General features: G+C 66.5%; 22 protein-coding genes and 2 tRNA genes. 8 read left to right on the top strand and 16 right to left on the bottom strand.

Annotated elements, in window-relative coordinates; translation table 11 throughout:
• Positions 1–23: 23 nt before the first annotated feature.
• From HH212_RS04930 to HH212_RS04910, 6 genes are all read right to left on the bottom strand, one after another.
• Positions 24–296, bottom strand: coding sequence for a DUF4242 domain-containing protein (locus tag HH212_RS04930; RefSeq protein ID WP_169434340.1), 273 nt, complete (start codon positions 294–296; stop codon positions 24–26).
• A 182-nt stretch (positions 297–478) separates the two neighbouring features.
• Positions 479–551: transfer RNA gene (locus tag HH212_RS04925), tRNA-OTHER, on the bottom strand.
• On the bottom strand, positions 520–720 hold the full coding sequence (locus HH212_RS04920; RefSeq protein WP_169434339.1) for a hypothetical protein: 201 nt from the start codon (positions 718–720) through the stop codon (positions 520–522). The genes HH212_RS04925 and HH212_RS04920 overlap by 32 nt, the downstream gene beginning before the upstream one ends.
• Complete coding sequence (locus tag HH212_RS04915) at positions 717–1058, bottom strand: ATPase (RefSeq protein ID WP_308633269.1); 342 nt, start codon at positions 1056–1058, stop codon at positions 717–719. The genes HH212_RS04920 and HH212_RS04915 overlap by 4 nt, the downstream gene beginning before the upstream one ends.
• Positions 974–1240, bottom strand: a complete 267-nt coding sequence (locus tag HH212_RS27665; protein WP_308633246.1) for a hypothetical protein — start codon at positions 1238–1240, stop codon at positions 974–976. The genes HH212_RS04915 and HH212_RS27665 overlap by 85 nt, the downstream gene beginning before the upstream one ends.
• Positions 1241–1365: 125 nt before the next feature.
• Positions 1366–1441 (bottom strand) — tRNA-Phe (locus HH212_RS04910).
• A gap of 163 nt (positions 1442–1604) precedes the next feature.
• Here HH212_RS04910 and HH212_RS04905 point away from each other — a divergent pair.
• From HH212_RS04905 to HH212_RS04890, 4 genes are all read left to right on the top strand, one after another.
• Positions 1605–2888 (top strand): FAD-dependent monooxygenase, encoded by a 1284-nt coding sequence (locus tag HH212_RS04905; RefSeq protein ID WP_169434338.1) that lies wholly within the window; start codon positions 1605–1607, stop codon positions 2886–2888.
• 41 nt (positions 2889–2929) lie between these two features.
• Positions 2930–3649, top strand: coding sequence for a DsbC family protein (locus HH212_RS04900; protein WP_169434337.1), 720 nt, complete (start codon positions 2930–2932; stop codon positions 3647–3649).
• Between the two features lie 8 nt (positions 3650–3657).
• On the top strand, positions 3658–4344 hold the full coding sequence (locus HH212_RS04895; RefSeq protein WP_169434336.1) for a nucleotidyltransferase family protein: 687 nt from the start codon (positions 3658–3660) through the stop codon (positions 4342–4344).
• Between the two features lie 113 nt (positions 4345–4457).
• On the top strand, positions 4458–6287 hold the full coding sequence (locus HH212_RS04890) for a M61 family metallopeptidase (protein ID WP_169434335.1): 1830 nt from the start codon (positions 4458–4460) through the stop codon (positions 6285–6287).
• Between the two features lie 106 nt (positions 6288–6393).
• Here HH212_RS04890 and HH212_RS04885 read toward each other — a convergent pair whose 3' ends face one another.
• The 7 genes from HH212_RS04885 to rpe all read right to left on the bottom strand — a co-directional run bounded on the left by HH212_RS04885 (position 6394) and on the right by rpe (position 12776).
• Positions 6394–7038, bottom strand: a complete 645-nt coding sequence (locus HH212_RS04885; protein WP_169434334.1) for an energy transducer TonB — start codon at positions 7036–7038, stop codon at positions 6394–6396.
• Between the two features lie 89 nt (positions 7039–7127).
• Complete coding sequence (gene trpC / locus HH212_RS04880) at positions 7128–7928, bottom strand: indole-3-glycerol phosphate synthase TrpC (RefSeq protein WP_169434333.1); 801 nt, start codon at positions 7926–7928, stop codon at positions 7128–7130.
• Between the two features lie 10 nt (positions 7929–7938).
• Positions 7939–8973, bottom strand: a complete 1035-nt coding sequence (gene trpD / locus HH212_RS04875; RefSeq protein WP_169434332.1) for an anthranilate phosphoribosyltransferase — start codon at positions 8971–8973, stop codon at positions 7939–7941.
• A gap of 147 nt (positions 8974–9120) precedes the next feature.
• Positions 9121–9684: an anthranilate synthase component II gene (locus tag HH212_RS04870; RefSeq protein ID WP_169434331.1), complete on the bottom strand. Its 564-nt coding sequence runs from the start codon at positions 9682–9684 to the stop codon at positions 9121–9123.
• Position 9685: 1 nt separating this feature from the next.
• Positions 9686–11182: an anthranilate synthase component I gene (trpE, locus tag HH212_RS04865; RefSeq protein ID WP_169434330.1), complete on the bottom strand. Its 1497-nt coding sequence runs from the start codon at positions 11180–11182 to the stop codon at positions 9686–9688.
• A 179-nt stretch (positions 11183–11361) separates the two neighbouring features.
• A complete protein-coding gene (locus HH212_RS04860; RefSeq protein ID WP_169434329.1) occupies positions 11362–12093 on the bottom strand; it encodes a phosphoglycolate phosphatase in 732 nt (243 codons plus the stop codon).
• Positions 12093–12776, bottom strand: a complete 684-nt coding sequence (rpe, locus tag HH212_RS04855) for a ribulose-phosphate 3-epimerase (protein WP_169434328.1) — start codon at positions 12774–12776, stop codon at positions 12093–12095. Before rpe ends, HH212_RS04860 begins: the two co-directional genes overlap by 1 nt.
• Positions 12777–12931: 155 nt before the next feature.
• On the opposite strand from rpe, the gene apaG reads away from it, so the two are divergent.
• On the top strand, positions 12932–13306 hold the full coding sequence (gene apaG / locus HH212_RS04850; protein WP_169434327.1) for a Co2+/Mg2+ efflux facilitator ApaG/CorD: 375 nt from the start codon (positions 12932–12934) through the stop codon (positions 13304–13306).
• 27 nt (positions 13307–13333) lie between these two features.
• Here apaG and HH212_RS04845 read toward each other — a convergent pair whose 3' ends face one another.
• Both HH212_RS04845 and HH212_RS27200 read right to left on the bottom strand, forming a co-directional pair.
• Positions 13334–13507, bottom strand: coding sequence for a hypothetical protein (locus HH212_RS04845; RefSeq protein WP_169434326.1), 174 nt, complete (start codon positions 13505–13507; stop codon positions 13334–13336).
• A complete protein-coding gene (locus tag HH212_RS27200) occupies positions 13507–13761 on the bottom strand; it encodes a hypothetical protein (RefSeq protein WP_229217783.1) in 255 nt (84 codons plus the stop codon). The genes HH212_RS04845 and HH212_RS27200 overlap by 1 nt, the downstream gene beginning before the upstream one ends.
• On the opposite strand from HH212_RS27200, the gene mltA reads away from it, so the two are divergent.
• Complete coding sequence (mltA, locus tag HH212_RS04840) at positions 13739–14776, top strand: murein transglycosylase A (RefSeq protein WP_308633245.1); 1038 nt, start codon at positions 13739–13741, stop codon at positions 14774–14776. The two genes, HH212_RS27200 and mltA, sit on opposite strands and share 23 nt — an antisense overlap.
• On the opposite strand, the gene HH212_RS04835 is transcribed toward mltA, so the two are convergent.
• On the bottom strand, positions 14773–16035 hold the full coding sequence (locus HH212_RS04835) for an MFS transporter (protein WP_169434324.1): 1263 nt from the start codon (positions 16033–16035) through the stop codon (positions 14773–14775). The genes mltA and HH212_RS04835 overlap by 4 nt on opposite strands.
• Positions 16036–16151: 116 nt before the next feature.
• Here HH212_RS04835 and HH212_RS04830 point away from each other — a divergent pair, with 116 nt between their 5' ends.
• The gene (locus HH212_RS04830; protein WP_169434323.1) at positions 16152–16928 is read left to right on the top strand and encodes an enoyl-CoA hydratase; all 777 of its coding nucleotides are present in this window, start codon (positions 16152–16154) and stop codon (positions 16926–16928) included.
• 5 nt (positions 16929–16933) lie between these two features.
• On the top strand, positions 16934–18541 hold the full coding sequence (locus HH212_RS04825; RefSeq protein WP_169434322.1) for a phospholipase D family protein: 1608 nt from the start codon (positions 16934–16936) through the stop codon (positions 18539–18541).
• Positions 18542–18564: the final 23 nt, after the last annotated feature.

Genomic DNA, 18564 nt, shown 5'->3' with positions numbered 1-18564 from the left:
CGCCAGGTGTTGCCATTGCAGCGTCAGTGATAGAAGTAAGGTTCCAGCACCGAGACTTCGCTGATATTGTTGACCGGCAGCCCGTTGCGCTCGGCGACCTGCTTGATCGCTTCCGGCGTCGGCGCATCGTAGATGCAATACGTGCGGGTTTTATCTGCGCTCACATAGGAATGCACCCAGGTGACGCCCTGGCTGCTGTTGGCCTCGACGATCTTGCTCAGGGCGCTGGCGCCCTCGGCATCGACGGGGACGTGAAGACCATCGGGAAAAGTGCGTTCGACCAGGTAGCGTGGCATACGTGTCTCCTTTGGTTGAATGGATCTTGCGATCTGCCGGGCCGCAAAATCTTGCATGCCCGGCTATTCAACATATGACAAAAATTCAACGATGACAATGGCCGGATGACCGATACCGCAAACGGTGCGCCAAAAACAGAAACGCCACCCGAAGGTGGCGTTCTGTCGTACTGCCGAATTCTTGGTGGCCCGGGGCGGAATCGAACCACCGACACAAGGCGTTTCAGTCCTTTTGTCCGTTTGAGGCTGAATTACTGACGCTGGATTCGGGCGTCAAGTGTTCAATAATCCCATGATGGCTGACGACAATTGTTGTACCAGTCATTCTCGCGAGGTCGTATGCACGTTTTGCTGCCCGCTGCATAGCGATTTGCGAAAGCCGCAGATCAGGATCGTGGGCCTGCTCGATCGGTCGTTTGTTCATGATCGTTCGCTCCAGTCGATAAGAATCGGGGTAGATCCGGCATTGTCATATAAAGCCCAGGCATCCACGATGGGCGCATAAATCTGATCGAAATTATGTTTCCCAGCAACAAAGCGGCGCTGGATAACGTCGTCAGGAATATGATGGCCGCCTTGCTTGATCCGTTGCGCCACGCGTGCGATGGCTTCGCCAGCACTTGCTAATTGTAAGAAAATAAGCTTGACGCGGTAACCGGCATTTTGCCATTCGCGGATCAGCCGAACATAGCCTCGACCTGAAAGCGTCGTCTCAAATGCAAAGCTGGTGCGGGCGGCAAAGTGGCGAGTGAGTTCTTGCAGATCAAACGTCCTGCTTGTATCGCAGCCGTTTCTGGAGCAAACGGCGCTAGTCCTGCCGCGATCAAATCCGCATTAACGAACACTGGGCATGCAGCTTCGCTCGGTAAAAATTCACGCGCGAAGGTAGTTTTTCCAGCGCCGTTGGGTCCGGCAATAATGATGATACGTGGCGTTGCTTCCATGCTCTAAACTCCATCCTCGCATGCTGCCGTAATCGAAACGATACTGCAAATATACCGGACAAGGGCAATGGCCTAAAAACAAAAACGCCACCCGAGGGTGGCGTCTTACTGTACTGCCGAATTCTTGGTGGCCCGGGGCGGAATCGAACCACCGACACAAGGATTTTCAATCCTCTGCTCTACCAACTGAGCTACCAGGCCAAGAGAGGCATGATTATAGCCAGCGGTGTTCGAGCCCGCAAGTCCTGGCAGGCAATTTTTTATGAACGGCGCCTGAACGCCGCCCAGGCCGCGCAGCCACGGCAGGCCAGCGCCACAGCCCGGAGCGCGCTGATTCGCCAGCGGCAAGGGCTATAATGCCCGCATGACCTCATACACCACTTCCTCCGCACCATTGCGCAGCGATGGGCGCAACAATCCGGGCCAGGGCGCGGGCCAGGGCGCCGTCCGCCGCAGCGACGTCTGCATCATCGGCAACGGCGCCATCGCCAAGACCGCGGCGCTGGGCCTGTCGCAGGCCGGCCATGGCGTGACGCTGCTGGTGCCGCCGGCGCGCGCCGAGCAGGCGTCGGCAGCGCCATCGTACGGTGGCGAGCGCCCGTGGGACGTGCGCGTGTACGCATTGAATCACACGGCGCACGCGCTGCTGTCGTCGCTGAAGGTGTGGGGCGCGCTCGACATGGCGCGCGTGGCGCCGGTCGATGCGATGGATGTGCAGGGTGACGGCGCGGGCAGCGGCCACCTGGGCTTCGATGCCTTCGGCGCCCATGCCGGCGCGCTGGCCTGGATCGTCGAGGACAGCAATTTGAATGGGGCGCTGGACGCTGCGCTGCGCTTCGCCCAGAACGTGACGGTGGTCGAAGGCCGCGCCAGTCGGCTGGCCTGCGCGCAGGACGGAGCCAGGGTGGAGCTGGAGCAGGGCGGCGCCATCGAGGCGCAGCTGGTGCTGGGCGCCGACGGGCGCGACTCGTGGGTCCGCGGCCAGTGCGACATCGGCATCGACTACCGCTCGTACCGCCAGCGCGCCATCGTCGCCAATTTTACCTGCGAAAAGCCGCACCACAACGTCGCGCGCCAGTGGTTCACCTGCAAGGACGGCATCGTGGCGCTGCTGCCGCTGCCGGGCAACAAGGTGTCGCTGGTATGGTCGGCGCCGGATGCGCTGGCCGATACCATCATGAACGAATCGCTGGGCGAACTGGCGATCCGCCTGGGCGAGCATGCCGACCGCGAGCTCGGCCTGCTCAAGCCCTTGCAGCCGGAAGTGGTGAAGGCGATTCCGCTGGCGCTGGTGCGCCCGCACGCGATCACCGCGCCGCACGTGGCCCTGCTCGGCGACGCTGCCCACGCGGTGCATCCGCTGGCCGGGCACGGGATGAACCTGGGCTTCGGCGACATCGTCGACCTGCTCGAGGTGATCGGCGCGCGCGAGGCGCACCACGGCATCGGCGACGAACGCGTGCTGGCGCGCTATGCGCGCGCGCGCAAGGAAGATGTGTTGCTGATGCAACTGGCGACCGATGGCCTGGAGCGTTTGTTCGGCACCAACCTGGAGCCGCTGCGCGTGGTGCGCAATATCGGATTAAACTTGCTGGATAAATTGCCGCTAGTTAAGCGCCGGCTGATCGCGCATGCGATGGGCAAATAATCCTTATCCAGTAGCGTCTTTTCAAGAATTGGAATCCAATCATGCTTAAAACCAAGCTCGCCGTCCTGTTGGCGACCGGCCTGATCACGTCGTGCGTCGGCGCCCAGAATGCGGTCGAAGCGACCATCAAGAAGGCGATCGAGCCGCGCCTGGGCGGCGCCAAGATCGATTCGATCAAGGAAACCCCGTATTCCGGCCTGTACGAACTGCGCGTGGCCGGCGATATCTTGTACACCGACAAGAAGGGCGAATACCTGGTCATCGGCCACGTGTACGACGCCAAGACCACGCGCGACCTGACGCGCGAGCGCATCGACGACATCAACAAGATCAAGTTTTCCGACCTGCCCTTGGGCGATGCGATCAAGCAGGTCAAGGGCGACGGCAAGCGCGTGATCGCCGTGTTCGAGGATCCGAACTGCGGCTATTGCAAGCGCCTGCGCCAGACTACGCTGAAGAACCTCGATAACGTGACGATCTACACCTTTATGTACAACATCCTGTCCGAGGATTCGTTCGCCAAGTCGAAGAACATCTGGTGCGCGCCGGACCGTTCCAAGGCCTGGGACGACTGGATGATCAGCGGCAAGGCCGCGCCGGCGGCGGCCGCAAGTTGCGAGACGCCGAACGACAAGGTGCTGGCGCTGGGCCAGAAGCTGCGCATCCAGGGCACGCCGGCGATCTTCTTCGCCGACGGCAGCCGCATCCCGGGTGCCGTCGACCAGAAGACGCTGGAAACCAAGCTGTCCTCGCTGAAGTAATCCCTCCCATGCGCGCCTGCCCCGTCGCGATCTTGCTGGCCGCCGGCAGGGGGCGCCGCTTCGATCCGGACGGCCGGCGCAACAAGCTGCTGCAAGCGCTGCCCGGCGGCGAACCCGTGGTCGTGGCCAGCGCGCGCAAGCTGCTGGCCGCGTTCCCGCGCGTGATCGCCGTGACGCCGCCCGAGGACGGCGGCGTCGGCGCACTGCTGGCGGCGCTCGGCTGCGAGGTGACCGTGTGCGCCGATGCCGACAGCGGCATGGCCGCTTCGCTGGTGCAGGCCCTGCGCCATTCGCTCGGACCCACTGCCGATGATCCGTCGTCCCCGCGCAGGCGGGGACCCATACGCAGCCTGCAGTACCCCGCTCATGACCTTATCGACGGCGCCGATACCGACAGCACCATCCCCAGCGCCTGGCTGATCGCCCTCGGCGACATGCCCCACGTCGCCTCCGCCACCTTGCTGGCCCTGCGCGAAGCGCTGGCCGCCGGCGCCCCCATCGTCGCCCCCGTGCACGACGGCCGGCGCGGCAACCCGGTCGGTTTCAGCCGCATCCACCTGGACGCGCTGCTGGCGTTACAAGGCGAGCAGGGCGCACGCCGCCTGCTGCAGACCTGCGCGGTCACCGAGGTGGCGGTGAACGACCCCGGCATCCTGCTCGACATCGACACGCCGTCCGACCTGGCCGCATCCTGACACCTGCCCGCGCGCTTGCGCACGGCGCACGCCTGGCCAGCGCGTCCGGCCGACTTTCCCGGTACCGGCAAATCCGATTACACTTAAGCGCATCGGAAAAGATTGCCCACACCATGAAAAAAACCACGTCCAAGAAGCAGCCCGCCATCCACTACACCATCGTGCCCAAGGATCTGTCGGGCCACCTGTTCAATGTCACCGTCACCGTGGCCGCACCGGCCGCGGACGGCCAGGTGTTCGCGCTGCCGGCCTGGATCCCGGGCAGCTACATGATCCGCGAGTTCGCGCGCAACATCGTGCGTATCCGCGCCGAGTCGGCCGATGGTCCGGTGGCGCTGGTCAAGCTCGACAAGCACGCGTGGCAAGCCGCTCCGGTCGACGGCCCGCTCAGCCTGCACTATGAGGTGTACGCCTGGGACCTGTCGGTGCGCGCCGCCCATCTCGACCAGACCCACGGTTTCTTCAACGGCACCAGCGTGTTCCTGCGCGCGCTCGGCCAGGAACACCAGCCGCACCAGGTCGACATCCAGCGTCCGGCCGATCCGGCCGCCAAGACCTGGCGCGTAGCGACCTCGCTGCCGGAACTGGGCGCCAAGCGCTACGGCTTCGGCACCTACGTGGCGGGCGACTACGACGAACTGATCGACCATCCGGTCGAGATGGGCGATTTCGCGCTCGGCACCTTCACCGCCAGCGGCATCCAGCACGACATCGTGATCACCGGCCGCGTGCCCAACCTGGACATGGCGCGCCTGGAGCAGGATTTGAAGGCCATCTGCGAGACGCAGATCGCCTTTTTCGAGCCGGCCACGCGACTGGCGCCGATGGAGCGCTACGTGTTCATGACGATGGCGGTGGGCGACGGCTACGGCGGCCTGGAGCACCGCGCCTCGACCGCGCTGATCTGCGCGCGCGCCGATTTGCCGACCACGGCGGCGCCCAAGACGGCCGAGCCGAACGAGGGCTACATCACCTTCCTCGGCCTGTGCAGCCACGAATACTTCCACACTTGGAACGTCAAGCGCATCAAGCCGGCGGTGTTCGCGCCCTACGACCTGCAAGTCGAGAACTACACGCCGCTGTTGTGGCTGTTCGAAGGGTTCACCAGCTACTACGACGACCTGATGCTGGTGCGCAGCGGCATCATCAGCGAAGCGACCTATTTCAAATTGCTCGGTAAAACGGTCGGCAGCGTGCTGCGCGGCAGCGGCCGCACCAAGCAGAGCGTGGCCGAATCCAGCTTCGATGCCTGGAGCAAGTATTACCGCCAGGACGAGAATGCACCCAACGCCATCATCAGCTACTACACCAAGGGTTCGCTGGTGGGCCTGGCCTTCGACCTGACCATCCGCGCCAAGACCGGCGGCGCCCGCTCGCTGGACGACGTGATGCGCGCGCTGTGGGAACGCTACGGCCGCGATTTCTATGCCGCCGATGCCGAGGGCGGACGCGGCGTGACGGACAAGGAGGTCGAGGCGCTGTTCGACGAGGTCAGCGGCGTGCGCCTGAAATCGATCTTCGACCGCTACATCCGCGGCACCGAGGACATCCCGCTGGCCAAGCTGTACGCCCCCTTCGGCGTCAAATTGGCGGACGAGCGCAAGAACACGAAACCGTCGCTGGATGCCGGCATCGGCCGCGATGCCGGCGGCGCCAAGCTGACGCAGATCCACGAGGGCGGGGCGGCGCACCAGGCCGGGCTGTCCGCCGGCGACATCCTGATCGCGGTCGACGGCCTGCGCGTGAACGGCAACCCGTCCAACCTGGACCAGCTGTTCGCGCGCTACCGCGTGGGCGACACCCTTACCGTGCACGCCTTCCGCCGCGACGAACTGATGGCGTTCGACGTGACGCTGCAGGGCGACCGGGTGCCGTGCGTGCAATTGGCGCCGGCGCCGGGCGTGCGCCGTACGGCGCTGCTCAAGCGCCCGAGCGCGACTTAAGGACGCGTAGGGTGGACGGCTTGACCTGCGCGGGATGATTCGCCCGAAACGTTGACGCCGTCCACGCGGCGATACGCGGCCGCCGCATTTTCATCGACCGGGATGGTCACTCCGACGCCTGCGGCCCGGCCAGGCTGCGCAACTGGTAGCGCTCGCGGTCCGCGAACAGGAAGGTCTCGGCAAACGTCAGCTTGGCGCCGGTGCGCGCCAGCTGGTGCGGGCGCGGCAGCGGCACGCTGCGCCACATCGCCGCCAGCGCCACCAGCGAGGCGTCCGGGTCGCGCGAGCGCACCACCTCGACGGCGGTCATGTGGCCGGCGGCGTCGACCGTAATGTTGAGCACCACGATGGCGGGCAGCAGCGGGGGCAGGGTGCCGCTGTACAGGTGTTCGCGGTTGTGCTGCACCACGTGCTGCGCGACCAGCGTTTTGTAGTCGTCCAGCCCGGCCGGGGAAAGACGCGATGGCGATAGCGGCGTCGGCGGACCGGGATAGTCCGCCTCGGTCCAGGGAATCGTGCCGAAAGTAGTGCGCCCGACCGAGTAGGGATCGGCCACGTCGTTCGAGAGGTTCGAGCATCCGCTCGCCGCTGCCAGCGCGATCAGCAGGCCCGCTGCGGCGAGCGGCGTGGCCGGCAAGTTTCCCGCACCGGGGCGCTGCAGCGCAGGCGGCATGCCACGGGCGCGCGGCGGGTAGGCCGCCAGGGAAGCGTCTGGGGATGCTTTCTGGCGCCGGCGGAAGGGCATTCTCATCTCGGGATCCTCGCAAGCCTGGCGCGCCGCGCTTCGGCGTCGGCCGGCGGCGTGGCGCGCACGACGCCGGTTCGCGCGTCCCCGAGGGATCAGTCGAACAGGCGTTGCAGTTCCGTGCCGGGATCGGGCGCGCGCATGAAGGCTTCGCCCACCAGGAAGGCATGCACGTCGGCGGCGCGCATGCGCTTGACGTCGTCCTGGCCCAGGATGCCGGACTCGGTGACCACCAGGCGCTCCGCGGGGATGCGCGGCAGCAGGCCGAGGGTGGTGTCGAGCGTGACATCGAAGGTGCGCAGGTTGCGGTTGTTGATGCCCAGCAGCCGCGTCTTGAGGCGCAGCGCCGCGGTCAACTCATCGCCGTCATGCACTTCGACCAGCACGTCCATGCCGAGTTCCTGCGCACAGGCTTCCAGCTCGGCCATCAAGCCATGATCCAGCGCAGAGACGATCAACAGGATCGCATCGGCGCCCATCGCACGCGCTTCGTACACCTGGTACAGGTCGACGATGAAATCCTTGCGGATCACCGGCAGCGTGCAGGCGGCGCGTGCCTGTTTCAGATAATCTGTCGCGCCCTGGAAGAACTGCACGTCGGTCAGTACCGACAGGCAGGAAGCGCCACCCCTGGCATAGCTCTCGGCGATGGCGGCCGGGCGGAAATCGGCGCGCAAGACGCCTTTCGACGGCGATGCCTTTTTCACTTCGGCGATGACGCCGGCGCGGCCGGCGGCGATGCTGCGGCGCAGGCCGGCTTCGAAACCGCGCAGCCCGGCGCGCAGCTCGGCGTCGCTTTCCACTTCGCGGCGCAGGCTGGCGAAGTCCTGGTATTTCTTGGCGGCGGCGACTTCATCGGCCTTGACGGCCAGGATCTTGTTGAGGATGTCGGACATGATGTTTTCGTTAGTTGAGTGCGCCCAGCCGGCGCGTGACGTCGACGAACTGGTCCAGCTTGGCCAGCGCCGCACCGGAGGCGATGGCGGTGCGCGCCTTGTGTAACCCTTCCTCGATCGAGGTAGCCACGCCGGCCGCGTACAGCGCGGTGCCGGCGTTCAGCGCCACGATGTCGGTGGCCGGACCCGGCTCGCCGCGCAGCGCTTCCAGCATACGCGCCTTGGATTCGGCGGCGTTCGCCACCTTCAGGTTGCGGCTGGCGACCATCTGCAGGCCGAAGTCTTCCGGGTGGATCTCGTATTCGCGGATCGTACCGTTCACCAGTTCGCCGACCACGGTGCCGGCGCCGAGCGAGACCTCGTCCATGTTGTCGCGGCCCCAGACCACCAGCGCATGCTGGGCGCCCAGGCGCTGCAGCACGCGCACCTGGATGCCGACCAGGTCGGGGTGGAACACGCCCATCAGGATGTTGGGCGCGCCGGCCGGGTTGGTCAGCGGCCCGAGGATATTGAAGATGCTGCGCACGCCCAATTCTCGCCGCACCGGCGCCACGTGGCGCATGGCCGCGTGGTGGTTGGGCGCGAACATGAAGCCGATGCCGGTCTGGGCGATCGACTGGGCGATCTGCTCGGGTTTCAGGTCGATGTGGGCGCCCAGCGATTCGATGGCGTCGGCGCTGCCCGAGGAAGACGAGACGCTGCGTCCGCCGTGCTTGGCCACGCGCGCGCCGGCGGCCGCCGCCACGAACATCGCCGCGGTCGAGATGTTGAAAGTGTGGGCGCCGTCGCCGCCGGTGCCGACGATGTCGAGCAGGTTGGTGGTGTCGGCCATCGGCACCTTGGTCGAGAACTCGCGCATGACCTGGGCCGCGGCGGTGATCTCGCCGATGGTTTCCTTTTTCACGCGCAGACCCATGGTCAGGGCGGCGACCATGGTCGGCGACATCTCGCCGGACATGATCTGGCGGAACAGGTGGAGCATCTCGTCGTGGAAGATTTCGCGGTGCTCGATGCAGCGCAGCAGGGCTTCTTGGGGGGTGATCATGGCGGGTCCAGTGTGAACGTCGTCCCCGCGAAGGCGGGGACCCATACTGCGCATCCAAAGCCGGAGGCTTGCAGATTCCGCGAACATTGCAGGTGGCCTATGGGTTCCCGCCTGCGCGGGAACGACGGGGAAATGCGCGGACTGTTGCTAGCGCTCGAGAAAATTCTTCAGCATCGCATGCCCATGCTCCGACAGGATCGACTCCGGGTGGAACTGCACCCCCTCGATGTCGAATTCCTTGTGGCGCACGCCCATGATCTCGCCGTCGTCGGTCCAGGCGGTGACTTCCAGGCAGGCGGGCAGTGAAGCACGCTCGATCGCCAGCGAGTGGTAGCGGATCACGGTGAACGGACTCGGTAAACCCTTGAACACGCCCACGCCGGTGTGCGCGATCTTCGAGGTCTTGCCGTGCATGACCTGCTTGGCGCGGACGACCTTGCCGCCGAAGGCTTCGCCGATGGCCTGGTGGCCGAGGCACACGCCCAGGATCGGCAGCTTGCCCTTGAATTGCCTGAGCACGTCGACCGACACGCCGGCATCCACCGGCGCTTTCGGACCCGGCGAGATGCAGATGCGGTCCGGCTTGATGCCGGCGATCTCGTCCAGCGAGATCTCGTCGTTGCGCACGGTACGCACGTCCTCGCCCAGTTCGCCGAAATACTGGACGATGTTGTAGGTGAACGAGTCGTAGTTGTCGATCATGAGCAGCATGTCAGATCTCCCCATCCAGGCCGTCTTGCACTTGTTCGGCCGCGCGCAGCACGGCGCGCGCCTTGTTCTCGGTTTCCTGCCATTCCATCTCGGGGATCGAGTCGGCCACGATGCCGGCCGCGGCCTGCACGTACAGGTTGCCGTACTTGATCACGCCGGTGCGGATGGCGATGGCGACGTCCATCTCGCCGCCGAAGCTCAGGTAGCCGCAGGCGCCGCCGTAGATGCCGCGCTTGACGGGTTCCAGCTCGTCGATGACTTCCATCGCGCGCACTTTCGGCGCGCCGGTCAGGGTGCCGGCCGGGAAAGTGGCGCGCAGCACGTCCAGGTTCGACATGCCGTCCTTCAGCGTGCCTTCGACGTTGGAGACGATGTGCTGCACGTGCGAGTATTTTTCGATGACCATGCGGTCGGTCACCTTGACGCTGCCGGTCGTGGCGATGCGGCCGATGTCGTTGCGCGCCAGGTCGATCAGCATCACGTGCTCGGCCACTTCCTTCGGATCGTTCAGCAGCTCGTGCGCCAGTTCGGCGTCGCGTTCCGGGGTCGCGCCGCGCGTGCGGGTGCCGGCGATCGGACGCAGGGTCACGGTGCGGCCGCCTTCCGGCTTGGCTTCGTTGCGGACCAGGATTTCCGGCGACGAGCCGACGATCTGCATGTCGCCGAAGTTGTAGTAGTACATGTACGGCGACGGGTTCAGCGAGCGCAGCGAGCGGTACAGCGACAGCGGCGAATCCACGTAAGGCTTGCGGATGCGCTGGCCGATCTGCACCTGCATCAGGTCGCCGGCCATCACGTATTCCTTGGCCACCGCCACCGCCTTCAGATAGTCTTCCTTGCTGAAGTCGCGGATCGCTTCGGTACGCACCGAGCTGGACGTCACCGGCGCATCGACGCTGCGGCGCAACATCATGCGCAGGTCCTTCAGGCGCTGGCGCGCCTTGGTAAACGCTTCCGGCTTGGCCGGGTCGGCGTACACGATCAGGTACAGCTTGCCCGACAGGTTGTCGATCACCGCCAGCTCTTCGGTTACCATCAGCTGGATTTCCGGCAGCTCCAGGTCGTCCCTGGGCGCGCCGCCGGCCAGCTTCTTCTCGATGTGGCGCACGGTGTCGTAGCCGAAGTAGCCGGCCAGGCCGCCGCAGAAGCGCGGCAGGCCGGCGCGCAGCGCCACCTTGAAGCGGGCCTGGTAGGCCTCGATGAAGTCGAGCGGATTGCCCTCGTGGGTCTCGACCACGCTGCCGTCGGTCTCGACCGTGGTGACCTTGCCGCGCGTGCGCAGCAGGGTCCGGGCCGGCAGGCCGATGAAGGAATAGCGGCCGAAGCGCTCGCCGCCAACCACCGACTCCAGCAGGAAGGTGTTCTTGCCGGCGCCCTGGCTCTGCGCCAGTTTCAGGTACAGCGTGAGCGGCGTTTCCAGGTCGGCGAAGGCTTCCGCGATCAGCGGAATGCGGTTGTAGCCTTGCGTGGCCAGCGATTTGAATTCGAGTTCGGTCATGCTTTTCTCCGGGCCGCCGGAAAGGAGGAGGGGGCGGCGATGTCTTCAAAAAACCTGCCGGTGCGAGCGCGCACCGGCAGCAATCGGGTCTTACTCGGACCAGGATTGCCAGCGTCGCCACAGCCAGGCCTCGAGGGCGCCGGTTTGCTGGACGGTGTGTTTTTTGGTGAAAAACATGTTCAGATGAGTTGGTTGGCTTGCGCGTGGGTGGTTTGCATGCATTCGGCGTTATAGGAAGAAATCCATGCCGCCGCCGACAGTATCGAATCAACTATACCATCGGAATCGATGTCTTGCACAGGCTTGCCGTGGTTATATCCGTATGGCACCGTGAGCACCCTGCAACCGGCCGCGCGCGCCGCCTCGGCGTCGTTGCTGGAGTCGCCGATGGCCACCACCTGCGCCGGCGCCAGGTCGACGTCGCGGCAGACCTGCAGCAGCGGCAGCGGATCCGGTTTCTTGCGCGCCAGCGAATCGCCGCCGTAGACGATCTCGAAGTACCCCGCCAGGCCCTTCTGCGCCAGCAGCGGCGTGGCGAAGGCGATCGGCTTGTTGGTCACGCAGGCCAGGCGCAGGCCTTGCGCCGCGAGCGCCTGCAAGCCCTCGATCACGTCCGGGAACAATGTGGTGCGGCTGCCGTTGATGGCCAGGTAGTGGCGCTGGTAGGATGCCATCGCCTGCGCGAACACGGCGTCGATGCGCGCGGCGTCGAAGTCGCGCGCCAGCACGTCGCGGATCAGCCGTTCGGAGCCCTTGCCGACCAGCGGCGTGACGATGTCCTGCGTGACCGGCTCCAGGCCGAGCTCGGCGCGCATGCCGTTCAGCGCCAGCTCGAAATCCGGCACCGTGTGCAGCATGGTGCCGTCCAGGTCGACGATGACGGCGCGGATCGGCGCCGCGCAGGTCGTCATTACAGCGACGCGCGGATGCCGACCGAGGCCAGTTCCGCGCGCATCGAGTCGATCACCGCCTTGTAGTCCGGCTTGCCGAAGATGGCGGAACCGGCGACGAAGGTGTCGGCGCCGGCGCCGGCCACCGCCGCGATGTTGTCCGGCTTGATGCCGCCGTCGACTTCCAGCAGGATGTCGCGGCCCGATTCGTCGATCAGGCGGCGCGCGATGGCGATCTTCTTGAGCGCTTCCGGAATGAAGGACTGGCCGCCGAAGCCCGGGTTGACCGACATGATCAGGATGATGTCGATCTTGTCCATCACGTGTTCCAGGTAGTGCATCGGCGTGGCCGGGTTGAATACCAGGCCGGCCTTGCAGCCGTTGTCGCGGATCAGCTGCAGCGTGCGGTCGATGTGGTCCGACGCCTCCGGGTGGAAGGTGATGATGTCGGCGCCGGCCTTGGCGAAGTCGGGGATGATGCGGTCGACCGGCTTGACCATCAGGTGCACGTCGATCGGCACCTGCACGTGCGGACGGATCGCCTGGCACACCAGCGGGCCGATGGTCAGGTTCGGGACGTAGTGGTTGTCCATCACGTCGAAGTGGATGATGTCGGCGCCGGCGGCGACGACATTGCGCACTTCCTCGCCGAGGCGGGCGAAGTCTGCGGACAGGATGCTGGGAGCGATGCGGTAGGTGGTCATGGTGGGTCGGCCAGGGTTCTTGTACGAGGAGCGTCATTGTACGCCGACGGCATGGCGCATGGCCGGGCGCACGCCGTCCGCATCCACGCATTTTGAGCGCGTTGTATCATGCGCGTTTGCCCCACGAGGCATCCGCATCACCTATAAGGAGCACCATGTCCGCCTACGATTTCGCGATTACCGTCAAGACCCAGTACCTGGCGGACCAATCCAGCCCGGACCGGTCGCACTACGTGTTCGCCTACACGATCTCGATCAAGAATACCGGCAGCGTCGCCGCCCAGCTGATCTCGCGCCACTGGGTGATCCTCGACGCCGCCAACAAGACCCAGGAAGTGCGCGGCCTGGGCGTGGTCGGCCACCAGCCGCTGCTGCAGCCGGGCGAGCAGTTCGAATACAGCAGCGGCACCCAGCTCGGCACCGCGCAGGGCTCGATGACCGGCGAATACTTCTTCGTGGCCGAGGACGGGCACCGCTTCGAGGTCACGATCCCCGAATTCCTGCTGTCGCCGCCGCGCACGCTGCATTGATGTCGCGGCGCGTCGGCCGCAGTCTTGTCAGGCGCCCGGCGTATCGTTTTTGGCGGACGCATCCGGATCGCCCGGCGGGCGTGCCGGCGCCGTCGGCCGCTGCGGCGGCGCCTGCGGCTTGCGGCCGGCAAACATCGTCCACCAGACGATGAATACCAGCAGGAACAGCGCCACGCCCGCTTCCAGCATCAGCATCCACATCACGGTTTCCTCATGTCCTCGATACGCCGCAGTGTACCCGTATTCTTGCCCCCGATCGCGCTGATGGCGCTGGTGGCGGCCTGTTCCACGCCGCCGCAGCAGCCTGCGCCGCAGCCGCCGGCCCAGCCGCGTCCGCCCGTGACGATGCCGCCGCCGCTGGGGCCGATTGCCGTGCCGGTGCCGCCGCAGCCGCCTGCCGCCACGTCCACGCCTTCGTCTTCGCCGGCGCCGTTGTTCACCCCCGTGGATTTCACGGCGCTGCCGGGATGGCAGAGCGACGACCTGCGCCAGGCCTGGCCGGCCTTCCGGGCCAGCTGCCGCGCGCTTGCCGCCAAGCCGGACTGGAACAGCGCCTGCGCCGCCGCGCGCGGCGTCGACGCTACCGACGGCGCGGCGCTGCGCCGCTATTTCGAGACCTGGTTCACGCCGAACCTGGTGCGCGCCGCCGACGGTGCCGACAGCGGCCTGGTCACCGGTTACTACGAAGCCTTTCTGCGCGGGTCGCGCCAGCGCGGCGGCGCCTACCAGACGCCTTTGTATAAAGTGCCGGACGACCTCATCACGGTCGACCTGGGCAGCGTGGTGCCGAGCCTGAAGGGCATGCGCCTGCGCGGGCGCTTGTCGGGCAAGACCGTGGTGCCCTACGCCAGCCGGGCCGAGATCGAGCGCGCGCGCATCCCCGGCAAGGAACTGGTATGGGTCGACGATCCGGTCGAGGCCTTTTTTCTCGAAGTGCAGGGCTCGGGCCGCATCCGGCTGGAGGATGGAGAGACGGTGCGCGTCGCCTACGCCGACCAGAACGGCCATCCCTATAAAGCGATCGGGCGCTGGCTGGTGGAACAGGGCGAGCTGACGTCCGCGCAGGCCACGGCGCAGGGTATCAAGGCCTGGATCGCGGCGCACCCGGCGCGGCGCCAGGAGCTATTGAACGTCAACCCGAGCTATATCTTCTTCCGCGAAGAGAAGCTGCCCGATCCGGATGTCGGCCCCAAGGGGGCGCTGGGCGTGCCGCTGACACCGGCGCGCTCGGTGGCGATCGACCCGGCCTTTTTGCCGCTGGGCGCGCCGATCTGGCTGTCGACCACCGAGCCGGCCGGCGAGACGCCGATGCAGCGCCTGGTGATGGGCCAGGATACCGGCGGCGCCATCCGCGGCGCGGTGCGCGCCGACTTCTTCTTCGGCTTCGGCGGCGCGGCGCCGGACAAGGCCGGCCGCATGAAGCAGCGCGGGCAGCTGTGGGTGCTGCTGCCGAAGGCAACGATCCGCTAATCCCTTACGTGGCGCAGCCGGGTGGCGAACAGCGTGGCGATGGTCAGCACGATGGCGCCGGCGGCCACCACGCCGAGGCCGCCGCGCACGCCGAGGCGCTCGCCCAGCAGCCCGGCGCCGGCCGCGCCCACCGGCGCCATCGCTACGGTGAGAAAGCGCATGGTCGAGGTCATGCGGCCGAGGAAGGCGTCCGGCGTGACGCGCTGGCGCAGCGCCAGGTAGGGCAGGAAGAACAGCATCGCGCCGCAGTCCAGCCAGAATACCACCACCGCATAGGCGCAGGCGCTGGCGGCGGCGCTGCCGAACAGGTCGCGCGGGATCAGCGGCATCAGTACGAAGCCGACGGCCGAGGCGCACAAACCGATCACGGTGGTGCCGCCCGAGCCGAAACGGGCGGTGAGCGGCTTGAGCAGCATCGAGCTGGCCAGCACGCCGACGCCGCCCAGCATCTGCGCCGTGCCCATGGTGCCCGGCGACAGGCCGAGGTCGCGCGTGGCGAACAGCACGTACAGCGCGGTGTAGGCATAGAACAGCAGGTGCCAAAACGCCGCGATCCAGCCCAGCAGGCGCAGGGTCGGATGGCGCCAGACGAAGCGTAAGCCCTCCAGCATGTCGCGCAGCAGGTGCGATTGCGGCGCATGCGGCTGCGGCTCGGGCCGGCGGATGCGCCGCAGGTTGGCGATCGACACGCCGAACGCCGCCACGTTGCACAGGATCGCCACCGGCGCGCCCAGCACCTGCACCAGCAGGCCGGCCAGGCCCGGTCCGAGCAGGCGCGACGCCGATTCGGTGGCGCCGAACTTCGACTGGGCGTCGGTCAGGCCCTCGCGCCCAACCAGGAAGGTGAGGAATACCTGCTCGGCGCCGCCGCCGACCACGTAGCCGGTGCCGATCACGAACTGCACCGCATAGATCCAGTGGACCGACAGCCAGCCCTGCCACCAGGCCAGCGGCACGCTGAGCAGGCCGAGCGCCACCATGGCGTCGCTGCACAACATGACCGGCAGGCGCCGGCTGCGCTCCAGCAGCACCCCGGTGGGCAAGCCGAACAGCAGGAAGGGCAGGGAGCCGACCGCGGCCAGCGTGCCCATCTGCGCCGGGGTGGCGTGCAGCAGCAGCGCCGCGCAGATCGGCAGGGCCAGCAGGGTGATCTGGGCGCCGAAATTGGTGAGGATGCTGCTGAACCAGAAAAGGCGGAAGTCGACGTCGCGCAGTTGCGGGTCGTGGCGCAGGCGGCGCAAAAAGGCGATGGGCGACAAGGGCGGCGGGGTCTCGTATCAAATTTTAATTGGTCCACGATGATAGCAAAGCACCGTTGCCATTTACGTCACGGCAAGCGCTACAATCGAGCGGTGACCATATTGAGAGGTGTCCCGTGGAATATTCTGACCTGCTGATCGAACACCATGGCAAGGTGGCCGTCATCCGCCTGAACCGTCCCAAGGCGATGAACGCGCTGAACGACAACATGATGAACGAACTGGGCGACGCGCTGTACAAGTTCGACGCCGACCCCGGCGTCAACGTTATCATCCTGACCGGCAGCGACAAGGTGTTCGCGGCGGGCGCCGACATCGCCGCGATGGCGGACTATGGTTATGCCGACACCTATCCGGGCAATTACATCGGGCGCAACTGGGAGCACATCCTGAATGTGCGCAAACCGGTGATCGGCGTGGTGGCCGGCTACGCGCTGGGCGGCGGCTGCGAACTGGCCATGATGTGCGACTTCCTGATCGCCGCCGACAATGCCAGGTTCGGCCAGCCGGAGATCAAGGTCGGCGTGACGCCGGGCGCGGGCGGCACCCAGCGCCTGCCGCGCGCGATCGGCAAGGCCAAGGCGATGGACATGCTGCTGACCACGCGCATGATCGACGCGCTTGAAGCCGAGCGCACCGGGCTGGTGTCGCGCGTGGCGCCGGCCGACGAACTGATGACGCTGGCGCTGGAGGTGGCGAACACGATCGCCGCGATGCCGGTGTCGGTGGCCATGCAGATCAAGGATTCCGTCAACCGCGCCTTCGAGACCACGCTGACCGAAGGCGTGCGCTACGAGCGCCGCTTCTTCCATGCCGGCTTCGGCACGCCGGCGCAGAAGGAGGGCATGAAGGCCTTCCTGGAAAAGCGCAAGCCGGATTTCGAAGGCCTGTAACAGCCATGTGCGCGCCGGCCTGGACGTGGCGGGGCAGGGCGCCGGCGGCGAGCGCGTCATCGTCGCCGGCCCGGTCCGGGCGGACGGCGCCAGGCGGCTGGCTGTTGCTGGCCGGTGCCGTGACGCTGGGCGGTTGCGCCAGCTTGCCGCCGCCGGGGCCGCGCCCGGTGTCGAGCGCTTTCACCGATACCGGCGCCACCGCCCTGGGCAGCGCGCTGGCGCCGCTGGCCGCGGCGCATCCCGGTCTGTCCGGCATCTATCCCTTGTCCGAGGGGCGCGATGCCTTCGCTGCCCGCATCCTGCTGGCGCAGCGCGCCGAGCGCAGCCTGGACATCCAATACTATATATGGCGCAACGACCTGACCGGCATGCTGATGCTGGACGCCCTGCGCAGCGCCGCCGCGCGCGGCGTGCGGGTGCGCCTGCTGCTGGACGATAACAACACGTCCGGACTGGACGACATCCTGCTGGCACTGGCCCGTCAGCCGAACGTCGAAGTGCGCCTGTTCAATCCGTTCGCCTTGCGCGGCTGGCGCAGTATCGGTTACCTGACCGACTTCGCGCGCCTGAACCGGCGCATGCACAACAAATCCTTCACCGCGGATAACCAGGTGACCATCGTCGGCGGACGCAACATCGGCGACGAGTATTTCGGCGCGGCGGCGGACCTGCTGTTCGTCGACCTGGACGTGATCGCCGCAGGTCCGGCGGCGCGGGCGGTGTCGGCGGACTTCGACCGCTACTGGAACAGCAGGTCCGCCTATCCGATCGCCGCGCTGGTGCACGATGCGGCGGCGCCAGGACCGAGCGTACTGGCGCAACGAGTTGCCGCGGTGCGCGCCCAGCCGGCGGCGCAGGCGTACCTGGATGCGATCCGCACGCTGCCCTTCGTCGAACAGCTGGCGCAGCGCCGCCTGCCGCTGGAGTGGGCGGCGGCGCGCCTGGTCAGCGATGCGCCCGACAAGGTGCTGGGGGCAGAGCAGCCGCAGGCGCGCATGTCCGCCGCGCTGCGCGAGCTGATGGGCGAGCCGCGGCGCCGGCTCGACCTGGTGTCGCCGTATTTCGTGCCGGGATCGGAGACCACGCAGAGCCTGGCGGCGATGGCGCGCCAGGGAGTACAGGTGCGCATCCTGACCAATTCGCTGCAGGCAACCGACGTCGCGGCCGTCCATGCGGGCTATGCCAAGCGCCGGCGCGCGCTGTTGCAGGCAGGCGTGACCGTGTATGAACTGCGCCGCATCGGTGGCGCACCGCAGCAACGGGCCGGATCGTTCGGCAGTTCCGCATCGAGCCTGCATGCCAAGACCTTCGGCGTGGACGGACAGCGCATCTTCGTCGGTTCGTTCAACCTGGACCTGCGCTCGATCGACCTGAATACCGAGATGGGGCTGGTGATCGAGAGTGCTGCGCTGGCCGACAAGTTGGATGCGAGGTTGACGCAGGTGACGCCCGGGCGCGCCTATGAAGTGCGCCTCGATACCGACGGCAAGTTGATCTGGCTGCAGCACACCGACGGTGGGGTAGTGCGCTATCACGAAGAGCCAGGCGCGAGCGTCTTGAAGCGCGCCGGGGTGCGTGTACTGTCCTGGCTGCCGATCGACTGGTTGTTGTAAAACGGCTCGTGGCAGAAACATCG

Source organism: Massilia forsythiae (assembly GCF_012849555.1).
Taxonomy (GTDB): Bacteria; Pseudomonadota; Gammaproteobacteria; order Burkholderiales; family Burkholderiaceae_D; genus Telluria; species Telluria forsythiae.
Note: the sequence above shows the minus strand (reverse complement) of the source record. Positions and strands in the feature narration are given on the sequence as shown.